The 16,997-nt window shown below is 66.1% G+C and carries 14 protein-coding genes and 2 pseudogenes; 10 read left to right on the forward strand and 6 right to left on the reverse strand.

What is annotated here, in order from left to right; translation table 11 throughout:
* Positions 1–12: 12 nt before the first annotated feature.
* Positions 13–1,458 carry an exodeoxyribonuclease I gene (gene sbcB / locus KYG_RS10195; RefSeq protein ID WP_008904809.1) on the forward strand — a complete coding sequence of 482 codons (1,446 nt, stop codon included), beginning with the start codon at positions 13–15 and terminating at the stop codon, positions 1,456–1,458.
* A 157-nt stretch (positions 1,459–1,615) separates the two neighbouring features.
* Positions 1,616–2,856 (forward strand): annotated as a pseudogene (locus KYG_RS10200) (cystathionine gamma-synthase family protein).
* On the opposite strand, the gene KYG_RS10205 reads toward KYG_RS10200, so the two are convergent.
* Positions 2,857–4,554 (reverse strand): Na/Pi cotransporter family protein, encoded by a 1,698-nt coding sequence (locus KYG_RS10205; protein ID WP_008904810.1) that lies wholly within the window; start codon positions 4,552–4,554, stop codon positions 2,857–2,859.
* A 185-nt stretch (positions 4,555–4,739) separates the two neighbouring features.
* Here KYG_RS10205 and KYG_RS10210 point away from each other — a divergent pair, with 185 nt between their 5' ends.
* Entirely contained in the window at positions 4,740–5,978 is a 1,239-nt protein-coding gene (locus KYG_RS10210) for a protein kinase (RefSeq protein ID WP_008904811.1), read from the forward strand.
* Between the two features lie 63 nt (positions 5,979–6,041).
* Here KYG_RS10210 and KYG_RS10215 read toward each other — a convergent pair.
* A pseudogene (locus KYG_RS10215) lies at positions 6,042–7,270 on the reverse strand (nucleoside recognition domain-containing protein).
* A gap of 215 nt (positions 7,271–7,485) precedes the next feature.
* Here KYG_RS10215 and KYG_RS10220 point away from each other — a divergent pair.
* From KYG_RS10220 to KYG_RS10245, 6 genes are all read left to right on the forward strand, one after another.
* Positions 7,486–8,199 (forward strand): YebC/PmpR family DNA-binding transcriptional regulator, encoded by a 714-nt coding sequence (locus KYG_RS10220; RefSeq protein WP_008904814.1) that lies wholly within the window; start codon positions 7,486–7,488, stop codon positions 8,197–8,199.
* A 63-nt stretch (positions 8,200–8,262) separates the two neighbouring features.
* A complete protein-coding gene (locus KYG_RS10225) occupies positions 8,263–8,559 on the forward strand; it encodes a DnaJ domain-containing protein (protein WP_008904815.1) in 297 nt (98 codons plus the stop codon).
* Positions 8,556–9,131 carry a hypothetical protein gene (locus KYG_RS10230; RefSeq protein ID WP_008904816.1) on the forward strand — a complete coding sequence of 192 codons (576 nt, stop codon included), beginning with the start codon at positions 8,556–8,558 and terminating at the stop codon, positions 9,129–9,131. Before KYG_RS10225 ends, KYG_RS10230 begins: the two co-directional genes overlap by 4 nt.
* A gap of 165 nt (positions 9,132–9,296) precedes the next feature.
* On the forward strand, positions 9,297–10,058 hold the full coding sequence (locus tag KYG_RS10235; protein WP_008904817.1) for a hypothetical protein: 762 nt from the start codon (positions 9,297–9,299) through the stop codon (positions 10,056–10,058).
* A 170-nt stretch (positions 10,059–10,228) separates the two neighbouring features.
* On the forward strand, positions 10,229–11,521 hold the full coding sequence (locus KYG_RS10240) for a hypothetical protein (RefSeq protein WP_008904818.1): 1,293 nt from the start codon (positions 10,229–10,231) through the stop codon (positions 11,519–11,521).
* 121 nt (positions 11,522–11,642) lie between these two features.
* Complete coding sequence (locus KYG_RS10245; protein WP_008904819.1) at positions 11,643–12,848, forward strand: GGDEF domain-containing protein; 1,206 nt, start codon at positions 11,643–11,645, stop codon at positions 12,846–12,848.
* A gap of 100 nt (positions 12,849–12,948) precedes the next feature.
* On the opposite strand, the gene KYG_RS10250 is transcribed toward KYG_RS10245, so the two are convergent.
* Complete coding sequence (locus tag KYG_RS10250) at positions 12,949–14,223, reverse strand: amidohydrolase family protein (protein ID WP_008904820.1); 1,275 nt, start codon at positions 14,221–14,223, stop codon at positions 12,949–12,951.
* Between the two features lie 125 nt (positions 14,224–14,348).
* Here KYG_RS10250 and KYG_RS10255 point away from each other — a divergent pair, with 125 nt between their 5' ends.
* Positions 14,349–14,741, forward strand: a complete 393-nt coding sequence (locus tag KYG_RS10255; protein WP_008904821.1) for a VOC family protein — start codon at positions 14,349–14,351, stop codon at positions 14,739–14,741.
* Positions 14,742–14,805: 64 nt separating this feature from the next.
* Here KYG_RS10255 and KYG_RS10260 read toward each other — a convergent pair whose 3' ends face one another.
* The 3 genes from KYG_RS10260 to KYG_RS10270 are packed head-to-tail and all read right to left on the reverse strand — an operon-like array spanning position 14,806 to position 16,960.
* The gene (locus tag KYG_RS10260; RefSeq protein WP_008904822.1) at positions 14,806–15,552 is read right to left on the reverse strand and encodes an AraC family transcriptional regulator; all 747 of its coding nucleotides are present in this window, start codon (positions 15,550–15,552) and stop codon (positions 14,806–14,808) included.
* A 14-nt stretch (positions 15,553–15,566) separates the two neighbouring features.
* Positions 15,567–16,040 carry a hypothetical protein gene (locus KYG_RS10265; RefSeq protein ID WP_008904823.1) on the reverse strand — a complete coding sequence of 158 codons (474 nt, stop codon included), beginning with the start codon at positions 16,038–16,040 and terminating at the stop codon, positions 15,567–15,569.
* Positions 16,037–16,960: an ABC transporter permease gene (locus tag KYG_RS10270; protein WP_008904824.1), complete on the reverse strand. Its 924-nt coding sequence runs from the start codon at positions 16,958–16,960 to the stop codon at positions 16,037–16,039. The genes KYG_RS10265 and KYG_RS10270 overlap by 4 nt, the downstream gene beginning before the upstream one ends.
* Positions 16,961–16,997 lie beyond the last annotated feature (37 nt).

Below are 16,997 nucleotides of genomic sequence, written 5' to 3' on the forward strand. Positions count from 1 at the left end.
GCCCCGCCCGCCATGCACGCACACACCTTTCTCTGGCACGACTACGAAACCTTTGGCGCCAACACACGGCGTGACCGGCCTGCGCAGTTCGCGGCCATCCGCACCGATGCCGAGCTGAACGAAATCGGCGAGCCGCTGATGCTGTACTGCCAGCCCGCCAACGACTATCTGCCCGACCCGGTGTCGTGCCTCATCACCGGCATCACGCCCCAGCAGTGCCTGGAGCAGGGCGTGCCCGAGCACCAGTTTGCCGCGCGCATCGAGTCCGAGTTTGCGCAGCCCGGCACGATTGGCGTGGGCTACAACACCATCCGGTTTGACGATGAGATCACGCGCTTCATGTTCTGGCGCAACCTCATCGACCCCTATGCGCGCGAGTGGCAGAACCAGTGCGGCCGGTGGGACCTGCTGGACGTGGTGCGCATGACCTATGCGCTGCGGCCTGACGGCATCACCTGGCCAAAGAAGGACGACGGCACGCCCAGCTTCAAGCTCGAACATCTCTCCAAAGCCAACGGTCTGGTGCACGAGGCCGCACACGATGCGCTGTCGGACGTGCGCGCCACCATTGCGCTGGCCCGCCTCATCCGCCAGCACAACACCAAGCTGTTCGACTTTGCGCTGAGCCTTCACAAGAAGGACCGCGTGGCCGCCGAGCTGCGGCTGCCCGCCACCACAGTCACGGCGCGGGCGTTTCTGCATGTGTCGGGCATGTTCCCCACCGAGCGTGGCTGCCTGGCCGTGATGTGGCCGCTGGCCAGCCACCCCACCAACAAGAACGAGCTGATCGCCTGGGACCTGGCCCACGACCCGCGCGAACTGGCCACTTTGAATGTGGAGGACATCCGCCTGCGCATGTTCAGCAAGGCCGATGCGCTGCCCGAGGGCGTCACGCGCCTGCCCATCAAGACCATCCACCTGAACAAGTCGCCCATGGTGGTGGGCAATGTGAACACGCTCACGCCCGCGCTGGCGCAGCGCTGGGGCATCGACCTGGCCCAGGCCGCGCAGCACGCCGAGGTGGCGTGCGCGCTGCCCGACATGAGCGGCATCTGGCCGGCGGTGTTTGCCCGCCCGCAAGAACCCGCGCCGGATGTGGACCAGGACCTGTACGGCGGTTTTGTGGGCAACAACGACCGGCGCCTGCTGAACGACCTGCGCACCCTGAGCGGCGACCAACTGGCCAAGGCGCGTGCGAACTTTGACGACCCGCGCCTGGCCGAGCTGCTGTGGCGCTACCGGGCGCGCAACTTTCCGCAGACGCTGTCGCCCGAGGAGCAGGAACGCTGGGAGGCCCACCGCGCCGCCTGCCTGTTCGACGGGCAGGGCGGGGCGCGCACGGTGGAGCAGTTGTTTACCGAAATCGACGAACTCTCGGAGACCGCCGACGACGAGCGCACGCAGGACATCCTGGGTGCCTTGTACGATTACGCTGAACACATCGCACCGGAAAGGTAGCCCCCCTGAGGCGCTGCGCGCCTTCCCCCCTGAGGGGGGACGCACCCGGTGGCCTGGCAGAGCCAGTTCCACGGGTGCGCTGGCGTCAAGGGCGCGCCGGTATATATCGTCCCGCCTTGCACGTAGACCAGATGAAACAGAGCAGCCGCAGATTTTTATGACGACACCGCAGAACCACAGTTTCACCACCCAGATCGTGCACGCCGACCGCCTGGGCGGCGCCGAGCAGGGGGCCATCCACAAGCCCATCCACACCTCGGTGCAGTACGGCTACGAGAAGGTCGAGGACCTGATCGCCGTGTTCCAGGGCACGGCCAAGGGCGGCTTCAACTACGCGCGCCAGGGCACGCCTACCACGGCGGCGCTGGAGGCCAAGATCACGCAGATGGAGCGCGGGCATGGCTCCATCGTTTTCTCCACCGGCATGGCGGGCATTTGCGCGGTGTTCCTCACGCTGCTCAAGGCGGGCGACCATCTGGTGGCCAGCCAGTTTGTGTTTGGCAACACCAACAGCGTGTTCGGCACGCTGGCCGACCTGGGCATTGAAGTGACTACGGTGGACGTGACCGACGCCGCCAACGTGGCCGCCGCGCTGCGCCCCAACACCCGCATGGTGTTTGTTGAAACCATTGCCAACCCCGGCACGCAGATCCCCGACCTGGAAGGCATTGGCGCACTGTGCCAGCAACGTGGCGTGCTGTACGTGGTGGACAACACCGTGGCTTCGCCCTACCTGTTCCGCGCGGCCACGGTGGGTGCGGGCCTGGTGGTCAACTCGCTCACCAAGAGCATTGGCGGGCAGGGCGATGCACTGGGCGGCGCCATCACCGACACGGGTCTGTTCGACTGGTCGGGCTACCCCAACATCTTTGCGGCCTACCGCAAGGGTGATGCCAAGAGCTGGGGCCTGCAGCAGATACGAAAGAAGGGCCTGCGCGACATGGGCGGCACGCTGTCGTCGCACGCAGCCCACCAGCTGGCCTTGGGCGCGGAGACGTTGGCGCTGCGCATGGACCGCACCAGTGCCACCGCCCTGGCGCTGGCCCAGTGGCTTCAGAAGCACCCGGCCGTCTCGCGCGTGCTGTACCCCATGCTGCCCTCGCACCCGCAGCACGCGTATGCGCGCAAGCACCTCAAGGCGGGCTCGTGGCTGCTGTCGTTCGAGCTGCGCAACCCCGACCAGTGCCTGGCCGTTTGCAATCGCCTGCAGCTGCCCATCAAGGCCACGGGTTGGCCGACACGCGCACGCTGATCATCCCGGTGGCGCACACCATTTTCTGGGAGGCCGGCCCTGCCGTGCGCGCTGCCATGGGCATGGGCGACGGCATGATCCGCGTGTCCGTGGGCCTGGAAGAGGTGGAAGACCTGCTGGCCGACTTTGAGCAGGCGCTGGGCTGATCACTTTTCAGGTACCAGCGCTGGCAGCGCCGCCAGGTGCTGGCCGGCCTTGTAGCCCTGCTCCACGGCGCGGCGCAGGTCGCTGAGCTGGGCCAGCCAGTCCACCGCCGCGGCCACGTCCACCGTGCCGCCCGCGCCTGCCTGCAGCAGCGCGGCTTTGGCGGCCTGGTAACGCTCCTCGAAGGCGTTGTGGGCCTCCTCCGCCAGCCAGGTACCGCCCGCTTCGTCTGAAGCAAAGAAATCCAGCGCCGCCGTAAACACCGGGACCACGCAGGTCAGCAGTGCGTCGTGTGCCCCCGTGGCAGGCGCGGCGGGGGCCCAAGGGATGGTCACGGCGGGCACGGGCGGGCGCAGCGTGTGCACGGCCTGCTGGCCCACGTGGTGCATCACGCGCGCCAGCGTGTCGAAATAGGTGGCAATGCGCAGCAGCTCGGGCAGCTGCCGTGCCACGTCCTGCGGCATGGGCTGGCGGCTCACCTCGCTCACGAAAGCGCCTATCTGGCTTTGCAGCTGCTCCACCGTCTGCAGCTGGCGCGCCAGCCGCGCGTCGGACTGCGGCGCGGGTGCGGGCCAGTGCAGGGTCACCGGGTTCAGCCGTGCGGCGTCGGACGCCAGCCGCAGCGCACAGTGGCCCAGGTGGGCCAGCTCGCGGCGCAGGGCCTGCAGGGCCAGCTCGGGCACGGCGGCCACGTTGTGGTCCAGGTAGCGGGCGCGGGCGGCATCTTCCTCGGCCGAGCGGAAACGCACCAGCAGAAAGCGCACCAGCGGCCCCGACAGCGGCCACATCAGCAGCACGCCCAGCGCGTTGAAGCTGGTGTGAAACAGCACAAGCTGCGTCACCACATCGCCGTTGCCGGTCAGCCAGACCCCCAGCCCATGGATCAACCGCAGCAGCGGTGACAGCAGCACCATCGCGACCACGGCGGTGACCACGTTGAAGAGCACATGTGCCGCCGCCAGCCGCCGCGCATTGGACGTGGCGCCGATGGCGGCCAGGATACCGGTGAGCGTGGTGCCCACGTTGGCGCCAATCACCATGGCCGCGCCCGCCTCTACGGGCAGCATGCCGCCCGCCACGGCGGTAAGCACCAGCGCGAGGGTGGCCGACGAGGCCTGCAGCACGATGGTGAGCAGCAGACCCATCAGCACGGCCAGCGCCATGCTGGCCCCGTCGGTGCCGAAGGCCGGCAGCGACTGCGGGCCCAGCCCTTCGAAGCCGTCCTTGAGCAGGTCGATGCCCAGAAACAGCACACCAAACCCCGCGAGCGACGTGCCCAAAGCACCGCGCCGCGTACCCTCGCCCGTGAGCTTGAGCGCCATGCCCACGCCGATGAAGGGCAGGGCGAAGGCGTCAATCTTGAAATTGAAGCCGATGGCCGCCACCAGCCAGCCCGTGACGGACGAACCCAGGTTGGAGCCGAACACCACCCACAACGCCGCGGTGAAGGACAGCAGCCCCGCGTTGACAAAACCGATGGCCGCAACCGTCATGGCCGTGGACGACTGCATCAGCGCCGTGAGCAGAACGCCCGTGAACAGACCGTGCAGACGGGTGCGCGTCCAGGCGGCGAGGATGCGCTCCAGCGCCCGGCCCGCCGCCACCTTGAGACCGTCGGTCAGCATGGTCATCCCCAGCAGGAACAGGCCGATGCCGCCCAGCAGCGTGGCGCCAAGTAAAAGGGGAGACGTGGATGGCATGGTGTCGATGCTATCAACAAAATAGCTGTAGGCGCTTTATGGACGAGCGCTGGAGCCTCTTTTGGCATGCAATTGACTGCATTTGCCACAATGGCGCCCATGTCCTCACCGCAGCAGACCCCCGCCACCATCGGAAAGTACCGTATCGAACGCGAACTGGGCCGGGGCGCCAGCGGCATCGTTTTTTGGGGCTGGATGGTTTCCGGGGCCGCAAAGTCGCCATCAAACAGACCCATGCTCACCTGCTCAAGCAGCCCGAGCTGGCCGAGCGCTACCGCAAGCTGCTGCGCAACGAGGCCGCGCTGTCAGGCCGCCTGCGCCACCCCAACATCGTGCGCCTGCTGGATGCGGACGAAGACGCGCTGCCGCCGTATCTGGTGCTTGAATACGTGGACGGCCAGCCGCTGTCCGACTTTGCAACGCCCGATACGCTGCTGCCCGTGCCCCAGGTGCTGGACATTGCCTTCAAGTGCTGCAACGCGCTCGAATACGCCTGCCGCGAGGGCCTGGTGCACCGCGACATCAAGCCCGCCAACCTCATGCTGGCGCGCGGCGGCGATGTGAAGCTGACCGACTTTGGCGCCGCCCTCTCTCTGCGCAGCGACGCGACGCAGCTCTCGGGCCTGGTCGGTTCGCCGTCGTACATGTCGCCCGAACAGGTGCGCGAGCAGGACCTCACCCACCACAGCGACATGTTCTCGCTGGCCGTGGTGGTGTACGAGCTGCTCACCGGCCGCCGCCCGTTCGATGGCGACACCGACTTCGCCACGCTCTACAAGATCAGCCACGAAGCCCCCACCCCGCCCAGCCTGCTGCGCGCATCGCTGCCGGCGCATGTGGACGAGGTGCTGCTGCGCGCGCTGGCCAAGGAGCCCGCCGACCGCTTTGCCACCTGGGCCGACTTTGCCCAGGCGCTGCTGGCGGCCCACCGGGGCCTGCCGCGTCAGCGCTCGCAAGACACTGAGGCCGAGCGCTTTGCCGCCCTGCGCGCGCTGCCGTTTTTTGCAGACTTTCACGACGTCGCGCTGTGGGAGCTCATGCGCCTTGGCAGCTGGCGCCGGCTGGAGCAAGGCACCGTGCTGATGCGCGAGAACACGCCCGGCGACTCGTTTTGCATCCTCATCGAAGGCCAGGTGGCCGTCAGCCGCCAGGGCTGGAACTTGAGCACGCTGGGCCCTGGCGTCACGCTGGGCGAGATGACCTACCTGCGCCCCGACAACCGCACCCGCACCGCCACCGCCGTGGCCGAGACCGAGGTGCTGGTGCTCAAGGTGCGCAACCCCGCGCTGCGCGAGGCGTCGGAAGATCTGCAGTCGCGCTTTGACAAGGCGTTCATCAAGCTGCTGGTAGGGCGGTTGATTGCCACCAACGAGCAGCTGGCTGAGTGGGAGCTGGTGGCGGCGCCGGGGCCTGCCGGTGGCTGAGGCTTAAGTTGCAATTTAATTGATAGCTGCTCGCGCTTACCTCATAAGCGCGGACGGCCTATTTCATCCAAAAAACCGGTAGCACACCATGATGGCGGCGATCACGCCCGCCAATTCGGCGAGGAGCGCGCAGCCCACGGCGTGCCTGGCGCGGTGAATGCCCACGGCACCAAAGTACACGGCCAGCACATAAAAGGTGGTTTCCGTGCTGCCCTGCACGGTGGCGGCGGCCAGGGCGGCGAAGCTGTCCACGCCCTGGGTCTGCATGGTTTCGATGAGCATGGCGCGCGCCGCGCTGCCTGAAAACGGCTTGACCAAGGCGGTGGGCAGTGCGTCCACAAACCTTGCGTCGGCGCCCAGCGTGGTCACGCACCAGCGGATGCCATCGAGCACATACCCCAGCGCCCCCGAGGCGCGGAACACGCCCACCGCGCACAGCATGGCCACCAGGTAGGGCAGCAGGCCCTTGGCCACGTCAAAGCCTTCGCGGGCGCCGTCGATGAAGGCCTCGTACACCGGCACCTTGCGCCATGCGCCCAGCGCCACAAACAGCACGATCAGCGCGAACAGGGTGAGGTTGCCCAGCAGAGAGGACAGGGATGCGAGTGCGGCGGTGCTGAGCGTGGTGAGCAACGCCATGAAGCCCGCCAGGCCCAGCGCCACGGGCAGCAGGTAGGCCAGCACCACGGGGCTCCACAGCGGCAGGCGCTGCACCACGGCCACGCTCAGCAGCCCCACCAGGGTGGATGCGGACGTGGCCAGCAGGATAGGCAGAAAGCCAGCGTCGGATCAGGCGCACCCTGCTGCATGCGGTACATGAAGATGGTGACCGGCAGCAGCGTGAGCGAGGATGCGTTGAGCACCAGGAACAGGATCTGCGCGTTGGTGGCGGTGTCGGGCTCGGGGTTCAGCTCTTGCAGCGCCTTCATGGCCTTCAGGCCGATGGGCGTGGCAGCGTTGTCCAGCCCGAGGGCGTTGGCGGCAAAGTTCAGCGTGATCAGACCCAGCGAAGGGTGGCCGCGCGGCACGCCGGGCATGAGTGCGGCAAACAGCGGCGCCAGCCAGCGCGCCAGTGCGTCCACCAGGCCCGCCTTCTCGGCAATGCGCAAGAAACCCAGCCACAGCGTGAGCGTGCCAAACAGCAGCACCATCACCTCGACCGAGAGCTTGGCCATCTGGAACAGCGCCTGCACCATGGCCGAAAAGATGTCGGCATTGCCACCCACCAGCCACTGGGCTAACGCGGCCACCGCCGCTGTAATGAAGAAACCGAGCCACAGGGTGTTGAGCATGGGAGAGATTCAGAGGCGAGGGCGCCCGGCGGGCAGGCTGCCGAGGTTACACGCTGGCCCACCGGGCGCCGCGCACATGTACCCCGTTTGGCACCGCCACGACAGCGACAGGGTCGTCTGAACGCGATGGCCGCATGGCCGCGGGTAAACTATAGGGTTTTGCCGCGCGGAGCGACCCACGGCAAACATCCTTCCAACATACACAAAGGTAACCCATGGGCGCGCAGTGGAAAGCAAAAGGCAAGGCACAGGTGGCCGATGCCAAGGGCAAGCTGTTTGGCAAGCTGGTCAAGGAAATCACCGTGGCCGCGCGTGGCGGTGCCGACCCGGCCAGCAATGCACGCCTGCGCCTGGTGGTGGAGCAGGCCCGCAAGGCGTCGATGCCCAAGGACACACTGGAGCGCGCCATCAAGAAGGGCTCCGGCACCGGGGCCGATGCCGTCAACTACGAGCGCGTGATCTATGAAGGCTTTGCGCCGCACCAGGTGGCGGTGATGGTCGAATGCCTTACCGACAACGTCAAGCGCACGGCGCCCGAAATGCGCGTGCTGTTCCGCAAGGGCCAGCTGGGCACGTCGGGCTCGGTGGCCTGGGATTTTGACCATGTCGGCATGATCGAAGCCGAGCCTGCCGTGGCAGGTGCCGACCCCGAAGAGGCCGCGATCGAAGCCGGTGCGCAGGACTGCGAACCCGGCGATGAAGCCGGCACCACCACCTTCTGGACCGACCCGGCTGAGCTGGACCTGGTAAGCCGCGCGCTGCCCGCCCATGGCTTCACCGTGCTGTCGGCCAAGCTGGGCTACAAGCCCAAGAACCCGGTGAACCCCGCCAACCTGACGGCCGAGCAGCTGGAGGAGGTCGAGAACTTCCTGGCCGCCATCGATTCGAACGACGACGTGCAGAACGTGTTTGTGAGCCTGGGTGGCTGACGCGGTTCCACTGGCACCACCAGGGACTGATTTGCAGCCTTTGAAGTACAAACCCACTTTGTCATGACGGCAGACCACTACGCAGCCCTCGGGCTGGCGGCCAACGCGTCGCTGACAGACATCAAGAAGGCCTTTCGCCAGAAGGCCTCGTTCTACCACCCCGACCGCAATACGGCCAGCGACGCCGCGCAGCGCTTTGCCGAGGTGCAAAAGGCCTATGAGGTGCTGTCCGACGACGACGCCCGCCAGGCCTATGACGACAACCGTCGCCGCAACCTGCTGGACGACCCGCTGCAGACCGCCCAGGAGATCTGGCAGGCCTACAGCACGCGCATTCTTTCCAATCCTTCTGCCCTGTGAAACTATCTCCTTATTTTTATGACCTTCGCTCCGCCTACCAGGCCGAGCTGGATGACCTGATCTCCGATTCCGAAGGCAAGGACGTTCTGCGCAAGCGCCTGGCCGAAAAGCGCAACGAGATGGCGTTTCTGGTGCAGATGATGGAGCTGGCCCCCGAGATGGTGGCGGTGGTCTTTCACCGGGGCTTTCGCTTCCTCAAACCGGCGGCGGTGGAGCACCTGCTGGGCCTGCCGGTGAACGAGCTGCCCGACTGGCACAGCCTGAGCCACGCGGTGGTGCTGGAGCCCTGGGCGATGGGCCTGGCCGAAACGGTGTTGCGTGAGCCCCTGGGCGCGCGTTTTCTGGCGGTGGCTGCCGGCCTTGAATACCTGCAGCAGCACGCCCGCATGGCCCCTGCTGCCGCAGCCCATGGCGACAGCGATGCCGAGGACGACGGTGAAGACGCCGCCGAACACGACGACGACTACAACGCCTTGAGCGCCGACGATGCGGTGGACCCGCACAACAGCCGTACGCGCGACGAGGCCAGCGCCAACTGGCTGGCCGATGTGGGCTTTGAGCGGAAAGAATGAACCACCCCCTGAGTCGCCTTCAGCGCCTTCCCCCTCTCCTTCGGGAGGGGGACGCACCCGGTGGCCTGGCAAAGCCAGCTCCACGGGCGCACTGGCTTGGGCCACGCCAGTTTCACCGGACTGCGCGTGTTGCCCGGCGATGTGGAAAATCAAGAAGGAAGATGCATGAGTGACCGCAACCAACACCTGGCCCTGATCACCAAAACCACGAGCCTCATCGCTGCCGGTGACATCGTGGGCGCGGAATCCGCGCTGTCCGAACTGGCGGATGCCGAAGGCGACAACGCCCTGATGGTGGTGCTGGACCAGCTCGCGCCCAAGGACATCCTGGCCGTGATGCGCGAGTACGACGATTCCAAGGCCTCCGTGGTCAACCTGCTGGTCACGCCCGAGCAGTTCGCCCGCGCCATGGTGCTGGAAAAGCAGTACAAGGACCTCACCCACACGCACCTGCGCAACATGGTCAACGCCGTGGTCTTCCGCGACGACGCCGACCCGGTGGAGTTCCTCACCGCCATTGGCGACCTGGAAGGCGGCGCCGAGGCCCTGGCCAACTACTTTGCCGAAAAGTGGAGCCGCATCGAGGCCTTTGCCCGCACCGGCACCTTTGACGCGACCGAAGATTACGGTGTCACGCTGAGCGACGACGAGCTGCTGGCCTCGGGCTACGTGCAGCCGCGCGTGGACCAGGACGAGGTGGCCGACCGCGACTGGATGCAGATGGCCTGGCTGCTGCGCTATGAATGCCGCGACCTTTTCATCGAAATGCTGCTGGTGCTGCGCGCCAAGGCCCGTGCGTTTGATCTGGGCCTGGAAGAGGGCGACGAGACGGCGGAAGAAGATGACGGCAAGTTCGAGACCAGCGAAACCGACCGCGGCAAGGCCACACCTGCCGCACGTGCTTCTGACGAAGAATCCGCTATCTAGAGAACAACCCCCTGTGGCGCTGCGCGCCTTCCCCCTTCTCTCGAATGGCTGTGCCATTCGGGAAGGGGGACACCGCCAGCGCGGCGGGGCGGCCCTTGCGCGGCGGTCCTGGCCTGGGGCCGCGCCAGTTGTAAAGAGCGTGAGCAACACCTAGCGTGATGGATACCCACATGACCCAGCCCGATACGCCTTCATCTGATGCCCAGCCGGTTGCAGCCGCGAACGCCCTGCAATTGCACGACGCGCGGCCTTTCTTTGAAAAGGCGCTGGTCTACGGTGTGCAGCACGGCTTCATTGATGCCGACCGGCTGGCCGCCATCAACACCGATGCGCCCAAGGGCATGGTTCAGATTGCCCGCTACTTTGGCAGCGAGTTCTTGCGGCCCGAGCTGGAGAAGGCGCGCGACCGCATGGTCAACCTCATCAGCCTGTACCTGCTGGAGACCACGGACGGCGACCTGGCCAAGGCGGCGGTCTCGCTGCGCGACAACTCGTTCCTTTCGCGCTCCAAGGGTGGCTCAGACATGCTCAAGCGGCTGATTGCCATGCCCGAGAGCAGCAACTTTGGCATGGCGGGCTATGCCGATGCCGAGACGCAGCTTTTGGCCGTGTGGTCGCTGCGCAGCCATGCTGACTACCGGGCCGAGCTGGCGCGCCGCTCACAGATTGCGCAGGCCATCCATGCCGCGCAGTGGTTGGCAGAGCAGTTCGATCTGGACCCCGATGAGCTCGAAGCTGCAGGCGCCGACGCCGAGGCGGTCATCCGCACCGGGCTGCTCATGCTGGCGCTGGCGTCCAGGGCCATGGACCTGGGCGAATGGCCCAACACCGTGGCGTTTGAAAAATGGGTGCTTGCTCAGCGCAAGAAGAAGCTCGCTGCGCCTTCCCAGCTGCGTCTGCCCCCCGGCCTGCCCGTGGAGCTGCGCGATTCAGTGCAGGCACACTGCGCCAGCGTGCTGGCCGACCTGCCCAAGGTACTGGATGCCGCCACACCGCTTCGCACGCTGCTGCGTCCCACGGGCGCTTTTCGCGCGCGCTACTTTCTGCTGGATGACCCGCTGGCCGAGGTGGACAGCTTCCACCGCAGCCTGGATGCGCTGGACGAGGGTGAAGAGCCCCCGCTGCCTGCCAGCAAGACCTGGACAAGAACCACCCAGGGCAACGACGATGAACATTCGCTGCTCACGCTGTTCCTGTGCCTGGCTGCGGGTGTGCCCAAGAAAACCCTGTTGACCGAAAAGACCGCGGCCAGCCTGGTGCGCAAGGTGCGCAAAGCGGGCCTGCAGCCCCAGCTCGCCACCGACTTCATCCGCGCGCACGCGCCCGGCGTGCACCAGCAGGACTACATCACGCTGTGGACGGGTTTCTTTCAGGACGCAGAAAAAATCTTGCTCAGCGACATGGACTACCAGCTGCACGACGCTCTGGCCCTGCTGCGCCGGGAATGCAATGTGGTGGTTTAAAGAAGCCCGCAGTGAGAAGCGCCCCGCGCTGCTGCCAGCGCCTGTGCCATCCCGCGTGGGGCTGAACGATCTGCCGGGTCAGGCCGGTTAACATTCCAGCCGCCCGCCCTACACCCTCACAGTGCACACGCCCACACTTCTCATCATTGCAGCGCTTCTGACGGGGCTTGTCACCGCCGTGCTGTATGCCGTGTGGTCGTTCAACCGGAATATCCCCGGACTGCGCCTTTGGATGCTTTCGTTCCTGACGGGTTCGGTGTTCGGTGTGAGCCTGCTGGTGCGGGAGCGGTTGCACGAGGTGGTGGCGGTGGTGGTGTCCCAGGCCACGGTATCGCTGGCAGCGTACTTTTGCCTGATGGCAAGCCGCGCCTACATGGGGCGGCGGCCTTTTTCGCATGTCTACGCGGTGGTGGCCATCGCTACGCTGGTGGCCTTGTCGGTGTTTTTCACGGTGGTGCATCCCCATCAGGGCATGCGTTTTGTGTTCGCGGGGCTGGGTGCCGGCATCTGCTACCTGCTGGCCGCAGCCACGCTGGCCCAAGGTGGTTTGCGCCGCGTTCCCGCGCGCTATCTGTTTGCCCTGGTGGCCGGGTTGCACGGGTTGTTTCTGTTGCTCCGTCCGGCGCTGTTCCAGCTGGGCGTGGCGGGGGCCCCCGGGGAGGCTGCGGGCGCCGGTCTGGTGGCGCAGCTTTCGCAGTTTGTGGTGCTCGAAGCCATTGTGGCGGTGGTCCTGCTGGCGTTTGGAGCGCTGATTCTGGCCAATGAATACATCACCACCGAGTTGCGGCACCTTGCCGAGGTGGACCCGCTGACCAGCGTTTTCAACCGCCGCGCGTTTCTCACGTTACTCGACAAGGCCATCAGCAGTGCCCAGCGTACGCAGTCTGCGTTGCCCGTGATGGTGATCGACCTCGATCATTTCAAGAAGATCAACGACACGCGGGGCCACCGTGCGGGTGACGATGTGTTGCGCCACTTTGTGATGCTGGCTCTCCGCTGTCTGCGCAAGGAGGACGTGATGGGCCGCCTCGGAGGCGAGGAGTTCGCCATCTTCCTGCCGAATGCGGGCGATGGCGGAGCCCTTGCCGTGGCGGAGCGACTGCGTGCCCTGGTGCAAGCGCAGCCGCTGCTGGCAACGGACGCGTGCCCGATTCCGCTCACGGTGAGCGTGGGTGTCACGCTGTGCGCTGATGGCGACTCCGCAGACTCGGCCCTGCAGCGCGCCGACGAGGCCATGTACCTGGCCAAGGAGCGGGGTCGCAACCGGGTCGAGACGCTGGCCAAGCCCGCCGCCGCGCACGCCGTGCACGCCGCCACTGAGAGCTGAGTGCCGCCGGCCAGGGATGATAGCGACGGCTATCGCTGTGGTTTGCGCCTTGCCTGACAACGATTTCGATATTTTTTCACCGAACTTCCAACTCAGTGCACTAGATGGACGTGAAATCCACACTGCCAGGCCGTCCGTGCACCTGCAGCTGTGCCACGGGCGCCGGGCTGCTGGCCAGCCGCTTGCCGCGCCGCCACACCCCCAGCCGCACAGCGCGCAGGCGGATGGCCTCCACCGGGTTGCGCGCGTGCAGCAGCACAAAGTCGGCATGGCAGCCGGGCGCGATGCCGTAGTCCTCCAGCCCCAACAGGCGTGCAGGGTTCACCGTCACCGCATCGAAACACTGGCGCATTCCGGCCTGGCTGGTCATCTGGCCCACGTGCAGGCCCATGTGTGCGGCCTCCAGCATGTCGGCGCTGCCGCCGCTGTACCAGGGGTCGAGCACGCAGTCGTGGCCGAAAGCGACGGTGAGGCCCGCAGCCATCAGCTCGGGCACGCGGGTCATGCCCCGGCGCTTGGGGTAGGTGTCGTGGCGGCCCTGCAAGGTGATGTTGATGAGAGGGTTGGCCACCACGCCCAGATCGGCCTCGGCCATCAGGGGAATGAGCTTGCTCACGTAGTAGTTGTCCATGCTGTGCATGGAGGTGAGATGCGAGCCCGTCACACGGCCGTGCAGGCCCAGGCGCTGGGTTTCAAAAGCCAGGGTTTCGACATGGCGCGAGTGCGGGTCGTCGGATTCGTCGCAGTGCATGTCCACGCGCTTGCCGCGTTCGGCGGCCAGCTCGCAGAGGATCTTCACGCTCTCGGCCCCCTGGGCCATCGTGCGTTCGAAGTGAGGAATGCCGCCCACCACGTCCACGCCCATATCCAGAGCCCGTTTCAGGTTGTCGAGCCCGCCCGGCGCGCGCAGCACGCCGTCTTGCGGGAAAGCCACCAACTGCAAATCCAGGTAGGGCGCCACGCGCTGTTTTACATCCAGCAGGGCCTGCACGGGCAGCAGGCTGGGGTGGCTCGTGTCCACGTGGCTGCGAATGGCCAGCAGTCCGCGCGCCACGGCCATGTCGCAATACCGCAGGGCGCGCTCCACGATGGACTCGTGCGTCAGCGTCGGCTTGAGCTCGCCCCACAGTGCAATGCCTTCGAGCAGCGTGCCACTCTCGTTCACGCGCGGCTGGCCGTAGCTCAGGGTCGAATCCATATGGAAATGCGCATCCACAAACGGCGGGCTCACCAGCAGGCCACCGGCATCTACCGTCTCATGCGCGGGCGCTTGCAGGCCCTCGGTCACTTCGGCAATGCGGCCGTCCTGCACGGCGATGGACATGTTCTGGCGGCCATCGGGCAGGGTGACGTGGGTGATGAGCAGGTCGAGCATGGCGTGGGCGGTTCAGGTAGTAGTGTCGGGTTTTTTCAAGACGTGAGCGGGCTCTGTGCCTAAGCTCTGGGTCTCGCTTTGCGCATCAACGTTTTAGCGCATCCATTCTTACAAAGGCAGCTCTCATGCAATTTGGCTACACGATTCTCTACGTCGAAGACGTTCCCAAGACCATCGCTTTTTATGAAGCCGCTTTTGGCTATGCTCGCCGCTTTGTGCACGAGGCAGGCGACTTTGGCGAGTTGGACACCGGCGCCACCGCGCTGGCGTTCTCGTCGCTGCGGCTGATGTCCGAGCTTGGCAAGAACCCGCAGCGCGCGTCGGCCGATGCGCCCAGTTTCGAGATCGCGTTCACCACGGCCGACGTGGCCGCCGCTGTGCAGCGCGCGGTGGATGCCGGTGGGCGCCTGGTGCAGGCGCCCGAGCAGATGCCCTGGGGCCAGACCGTGGCCTATGTGGCGGACATCAACGGGGCGCTGGTGGAGCTGTGCACGCCTGTGGCGCCCCCGGCCGCTTGAACTGTGGGGATCACTTTGGCGCTGGCAGCGTCGCCCCGTCATTGGCGCCAGGTGCACACAACAATCAGGCATAGCCCGCCTGCGCCACCGTGGCCAGCAGTTGCGGTGCGCCGCGCAATGACGCAGGTGTTTGCCCCAGCCAACGCAGGCAATCGCGGCTGAAGTGCGCCTGGTCGGCATAGCCGTGATCCGCGGCAATCTCGGCCAGCGGTTGCGTTGTGCCCAAGGCCAGTGCGGCTCTGCGCACCCGGGCCAGGGCGCGCCAGAAACGGGGCGTTTGGCCGGTGGTGCGATGGGTCAGGCGCTCCAGGCTGCGCTCTGAGACTCCCAGGCTGTGCGCCGCCGTGCCTACGGTTCGGCAATGCGCCAGCGAGCGGAGCGCTTCTTGCGCACGCGGGTCCGCGCGGGTGTGCTGGTCAATGGCTTCCAGCAACAAGGTTTCCGGCGCCGTTGTGCCACCACCGGCCAAGCTGGAGGAGGGCCGCCCTGCGCGGTGCTGGGCTTGCTGCCAATCCTGCCAAATAGCTTGTGCAGACCTCAACAAGGCGGGCCCGTCAATGCGGGTGCCCGGTACAAGGCGAAAGCCCAGCCATTGTTCGCCCGCACGCCCCGGCACGACCACTGCAGCATCGGCCAATGCAGAGATATGCCAGTCAGAGTGGCCGCGCGCATCGATATGCAAGATGAGGTCGCTGCAGCCATCGGGCAACACCGTGGTGGGGTTTGCGTCGGTGGTGTTGAACTGCCAACGCGCCAGCACCGTGGGGGGCAGCACAGGTAGTGCGATGCGATGAAGCGGCGTGGCGGGCATGGCAGGGTAGGGGCTTAGCGCCTTTGGGTGGTGCGAAAACGCACATCGCCTGGCTTGTGCCCTGCATCGATGGTGATGCGGAAAGCACGGTCTCCATGGCCGGACTCCGCCCGCGCGGTAAACCGAATGCCTCGGCGCGTGGGCTGACAGTTCATCTGGGTCAGGGTGATTTCGGCGTGGTCGTTGTTGATGGCGTCAAAGCTGTGTGTGTGCACCTCGCTCGCGCTGTCGTTGCCGTCGCGCACGATCCACTGCAGGTACACAAACGACTGCCCATAGCGCGTTGCGTGCACGATGCGATACATGCCTTGGCCTCCCCCGGGCTGCGTGGGCGCGTGCCATTCGCCACAGACCTTGATCCAGTCCACATCGGGCGCGGTGGCAAAGGATTCATACGGCATGTCCATGCCCAGCGCGTGGGCCTGGCCCGCGCAGGCCAGCAGAGCCGGGGCGAGCCAACGGGCAAAAGTCTGTGGAACCAGTTTCATCGCTCTCCCTTGCGATACGGCTTCATCAGCGCCTGTGGATACGCCGCCTTGCGCGCCACCAGCACCAGCGCCAGGATGGACAGCAGGTAGGGCAGCATCAAATACACCTGGTACGGCAGCCATGCATCGCCCGCCTGCTGAAGGCGCAGCTGCAGCGCATCGAAGAAGGCAAACAGCAGGGCGCCCAGCAACGCCTTGCCGGGCCGCCACGAGGCAAACACCACCAGCGCCACACAGATCCAGCCCCGGCCGTTGATCATGTTGAAGAAAAACGCGTTGAAGGCCGACAGCGTGAGGAACGACCCCGCTACGCCCATCAGCGCCGACCCCGCCACGATGGCGCCCGTGCGTGTGGCCGCCACCGAGATGCCCTGGCCTTCGGCCGCTTGCGGGTTCTCGCCCACCATGCGCACGGCCAGGCCGAGCGGTGTGCGCATCAGCACCCAGGCCAATAGCGGCACCAGCAGCAGGGCCAGCAAGGTAAGTGGCGTCTGGGCAGAGAGGATGGGAATGCCCAGCCACTCCATGGACGCAAAGGGCTCAATGGTGGGCGGCGTGTTCACCTTGGGAAAGCTCACGCGATAACCGTAGTAGCTGAGCGCAGTGGCCAGCAGCGTGATGCCGAGCCCTGACACATGCTGCGACAGCGCCAGCCCCACGGTGAGCCACGCGTGCAGCAGGCCAAACACCGCGCCAGTCAGCGCCGCCACCAGCACCCCGGTCCACAGCCCGTAGCCCGCGTATACCGCCAGCCAGCCGGTGAAGGCGCCTGCGACCATGATCCCTTCAATGCCCAGGTTAAGCACGCCTGCGCGTTCGCACAGCAGCACCCCGAGCGTGCCCAGGACGAGCGGCGTGGCCACCCGCAGGGTGGCGATCCAGAAGGCAGGATTGGCGAGGATGTCGAGCAGTTCGGTCATTTGCCCGCCTCGGCACTGGTTACTTTTATTTTGATAG

It is taken from the genome of Acidovorax sp. NO-1 (genome assembly GCF_000238595.1).
In the GTDB taxonomy this organism is placed as follows: domain Bacteria; phylum Pseudomonadota; class Gammaproteobacteria; order Burkholderiales; family Burkholderiaceae_C; genus Acidovorax.

What these genes read in the sequence shown, in the direction of transcription:
- KYG_RS10205 (WP_008904810.1), bottom strand. Translation starts at nt 4,554, where the DNA reads ATGCCATCCACGTCTCCCCTTTTACTTGGCGCCACGCTGCTGGGCGGC.
- KYG_RS10235 (WP_008904817.1), top strand. Translation starts at nt 9,297, where the DNA reads ATGAGTGACCGCAACCAACACCTGGCCCTGATCACCAAAACCACGAGC.
- KYG_RS10270 (WP_008904824.1), bottom strand. Translation starts at nt 16,960, where the DNA reads ATGACCGAACTGCTCGACATCCTCGCCAATCCTGCCTTCTGGATCGCC.
- KYG_RS10225 (WP_008904815.1), top strand. Translation starts at nt 8,263, where the DNA reads ATGACGGCAGACCACTACGCAGCCCTCGGGCTGGCGGCCAACGCGTCG.
- KYG_RS10220 (WP_008904814.1), top strand. Translation starts at nt 7,486, where the DNA reads ATGGGCGCGCAGTGGAAAGCAAAAGGCAAGGCACAGGTGGCCGATGCC.
- KYG_RS10240 (WP_008904818.1), top strand. Translation starts at nt 10,229, where the DNA reads ATGACCCAGCCCGATACGCCTTCATCTGATGCCCAGCCGGTTGCAGCC.
- KYG_RS10260 (WP_008904822.1), bottom strand. Translation starts at nt 15,552, where the DNA reads ATGCCCGCCACGCCGCTTCATCGCATCGCACTACCTGTGCTGCCCCCC.
- KYG_RS10265 (WP_008904823.1), bottom strand. Translation starts at nt 16,040, where the DNA reads ATGAAACTGGTTCCACAGACTTTTGCCCGTTGGCTCGCCCCGGCTCTG.
- sbcB (WP_008904809.1), top strand. Translation starts at nt 13, where the DNA reads ATGCACGCACACACCTTTCTCTGGCACGACTACGAAACCTTTGGCGCC.
- KYG_RS10250 (WP_008904820.1), bottom strand. Translation starts at nt 14,223, where the DNA reads ATGCTCGACCTGCTCATCACCCACGTCACCCTGCCCGATGGCCGCCAG.
- KYG_RS10255 (WP_008904821.1), top strand. Translation starts at nt 14,349, where the DNA reads ATGCAATTTGGCTACACGATTCTCTACGTCGAAGACGTTCCCAAGACC.